Raw genomic sequence first — 3,533 nt, 5'->3', positions numbered from 1 at the left:
CGTTCGGTGCATCCGCTCGCGAGCCGCGCGCGCGTCACGTTGCGCGAACTGATCTACGAATATGGCGGTGGCACGGCAACCGGCCGGCCGGCGCGCGCTGTGCAAGTCGGCGGTCCGCTTGGCACATATTTGCCCGAGAGCCAATGGGATATCCCCATGGATTACGAAGCGTATGCGGCGGTGGGCGCGGTGGTCGGTCATGGCGGCATCGTGATTCACGACGACACCTCCAACCTCGCCGACCTCGCCCAGTACGCGATGCACTTTTGCGCCGTCGAATCCTGCGGCAAATGCACGCCGTGCCGGATCGGTTCCACGCGCGGCGTTGAAGTCATCGCGAAGATCCGCGCCGGCGATACATCGCCGAAACAGGTTACGTTGCTGCGCGAACTCTGCGACACCATGCTTGCCGGATCGCTCTGCGCGATGGGCGGCATGACGCCCTATCCGGTGATGTCCGCCCTCGATCATTTCCCCGAAGACTTCGGTCTTTCGCGTAAGCCGTCGCAGAAAGCGGCTTAAAAGAAGGAGCACATATATGTCCAGTTCTTCCTGCGGTTCCGGTAATTGCGCCTGCAAAACGAAGCTGCGCGATCCCTTCGACGACACCGACTACGGCACGCCGCTGCGCCATGCCGATATCGATGTGACGCTGGATATCGATGGCACGCCGGTCACCGTACCGGCCGGAACATCGGTGATGCGCGCGGCGATCGAGGCCGGTGTAAACGTGCCGAAACTTTGCGCGACGGATTCGCTCGAGCCGTTTGGTTCGTGCCGTCTCTGCCTGGTCGAAATCGAGGGCAAGCGGGGTTATCCGGCATCGTGCACGACACCCGTTGAAGCCGGCATGAAAGTGCGCACGCAAACGGACAAGCTGCAGTCGCTGCGCAAGAACGTGATGGAGTTGTATATCTCCGATCACCCGCTCGATTGCCTGACGTGCCCGGCAAACGGCGACTGCGAACTGCAGGACATGGCAGGCGTGGTTGGTTTGCGCGAAGTGCGCTACGGCTACGAAGGCGCGAATCACCTGAAGGACAAGAAGGACGAATCCAATCCGTATTTCACGTACGACGCGTCGAAGTGCATCGTATGTAACCGATGCGTGCGCGCGTGCGAAGAGACGCAAGGCACGTTCGCGCTGACCATCGCGGGACGCGGTTTCGAATCGCGCGTGGCGGCAAGCGAAAACCAGCCGTTCATGGAATCGGAATGCGTGTCGTGCGGCGCGTGCGTGGCGGCATGCCCAACGGCGACGCTGCAGGAAAAGACCGTCATCATGCTGGGTCAGCCCGAGCATTCGGTCGTGACCACGTGCGCGTACTGCGGCGTCGGCTGCTCGCTGAAGGCGGAAATGAAAGGCAGCCAGGTCGTGCGCATGGTGCCGAACAAGAACGGCGATGCCAACGACGGCCACGCCTGCGTCAAGGGCCGCTTTGCATGGGGTTATGCCACGCACAAGGACCGCATCACCAAGCCGATGATCCGCGCGAAGATCACCGACCCGTGGCGCGAAGTAAGCTGGGAAGAAGCGCTTTCGTATGCGGCGAGCGAATTCCGCCGCATTCAGGACAAGTACGGCGTGGATTCGATCGGCGGGATTACATCGTCACGATGCACGAACGAGGAAACCTACCTCGTGCAAAAACTCGTGCGCGCGGCGTTCGGCAACAACAACGTCGATACCTGCGCCCGTGTTTGCCATTCGCCGACGGGTTACGGGCTGAAGACAACGCTGGGTGAATCGGCGGGCACGCAGACGTTTGCATCGGTTGAGAAGGCCGACGTGATCATGGTGATCGGTGCGAATCCGACCGATGGCCACCCTGTGTTTGCATCGCGTCTCAAGCGGCGCGTGCGTGAAGGCGCGCAACTGCTCGTGGTGGATCCGCGCCGGATCGATATCGTCGATACGCCGCACGTGAAGGCTTCGCATCATCTGGCCTTGCGTCCGGGCACGAACGTCGCGGTGGTCAACTCGCTCGCCCATGTGATCGTCACCGAGGGGCTCGTGGACGAAGAATTCGTAGCCGAGCGCTGCGAAGCGCGCGCGTTCCAGCAATGGCGCGACTTTGTATCGTTGGAAGAAAACTCGCCTGAAGCCATGGAAGCCATTACCGGCGTTCCGGCGCAGTCCGTTCGCGAAGCCGCGCGCATTTATGCCAACGCACGCAACGGCGCGATCTATTACGGCCTCGGCGTGACGGAACATGCGCAAGGCTCGACGACCGTCATGGGCATCGCGAATCTTGCGATGGCAACGGGCAATATTGGCCGTGAAGGTGTCGGCGTGAATCCGCTGCGTGGCCAGAACAACGTGCAGGGTTCGTGCGACATGGGTTCGTTCCCGCACGAGTTGCCGGGCTATCGCCATATCAGCGACGCGGCTGTGCGCGCATTGTTCGAAGAAGCGTGGAGCGTCAAGCTGCAGTCGGAACCGGGACTGCGCATTCCGAACATGTTCGATGCCGCCGTTCACGGCAGCTTCCTCGGCCTTTATTGCCAGGGCGAGGACATCGTCCAGTCGGACCCGAATACGCAGCACGTGTCGAAGGCGTTGTCGTCGATGGAATGTATCGTCGTGCAGGATATCTTCCTGAACGAAACCGCCAAGTATGCGCATGTGTTCCTGCCGGGTTCGTCGTTCCTGGAAAAGGACGGCACGTTCACGAATGCCGAACGCCGCATTTCGCGCGTGCGCAAGGTCATGCCTCCGCTGCCGGGTCTTGCCGACTGGGAAGTGACGATCAAGCTGGCGCGCGCGCTCGGGTATGAAATGGGCTATACGCACCCGTCACAGATCATGGATGAGATCGCAAGCCTCACGCCGACGTTCACGGGCGTGTCGTACAAGCGTCTCGATGAACTCGGCAGCATCCAGTGGCCTTGCAACGCGCAGGCGCCGGAAGGCACGCCGACCATGCATATCGATGAATTCGTGCGCGGCAAGGGTCACTTCGTGATCACGAAGTTCATCGCGACGCCGGAGAAGGTCACGCGCAAATACCCGCTGCTGCTGACGACGGGGCGAATCCTGTCGCAGTACAACGTGGGCGCGCAAACGCGGCGCACGGAGAATTCGCGCTGGCACGACGAGGACCGGCTGGAGATTCATCCGGTCGACGCCGAGGACCGTGGGATCAAGGCGGACGACTGGGTGGGTATTGAATCACGTGCGGGTCAGACCGTGCTGCGCGCCAAGATCACCGAGCGCATGCAACCGGGCGTGGTGTACACGACCTTCCACTTCCCGGAATCAGGCGCGAACGTGATCACCACCGACTCCTCCGACTGGGCCACGAACTGCCCCGAGTACAAGGTGACGGCCGTGCAGGTGATGCCGGTGGAACAGCCGTCGCAATGGCAGAAGGACTATTCGGCGTTCAATGTCCAGCAGCTCGAGTTCCTGAACTTGCGTGAATTGCCGGTTACGTCGGGGAAATAATCATGGATGTGAACAGCCTGGTGGACATGGCAAATCAGATTGGCGAGTTCTTCGATTCGATGCCGGATCACGAGGAAGCGCTTGA

3 protein-coding genes are annotated in these 3,533 nt (G+C 61.2%); all 3 read left to right on the top strand.

Translation table 11 applies throughout. The annotated features are described in order from the left end of the window. Positions 1–522: NADH-ubiquinone oxidoreductase-F iron-sulfur binding region domain-containing protein (locus tag ACFFAR_RS28155; protein WP_375508903.1), on the top strand; the 522-nt coding region annotated here is incomplete at its 5' end. Positions 523–538: 16 nt separating this feature from the next. Beyond that, on the top strand, positions 539–3,448 hold the full coding sequence (gene fdhF / locus ACFFAR_RS28150) for a formate dehydrogenase subunit alpha (protein ID WP_062000036.1): 2,910 nt from the start codon (positions 539–541) through the stop codon (positions 3,446–3,448). A gap of 2 nt (positions 3,449–3,450) precedes the next feature. Then, a partial coding sequence (locus ACFFAR_RS28145; RefSeq protein WP_174364400.1) for a formate dehydrogenase subunit delta occupies positions 3,451–3,533 on the top strand: 83 nt, incomplete at its 3' end.

It is taken from the genome of uncultured Caballeronia sp., assembly GCF_964243625.1.
In the GTDB taxonomy this organism is placed as follows: domain Bacteria; phylum Pseudomonadota; class Gammaproteobacteria; order Burkholderiales; family Burkholderiaceae; genus Caballeronia.
Note: the sequence above shows the minus strand (reverse complement) of the source record. Positions and strands in the feature narration are given on the sequence as shown.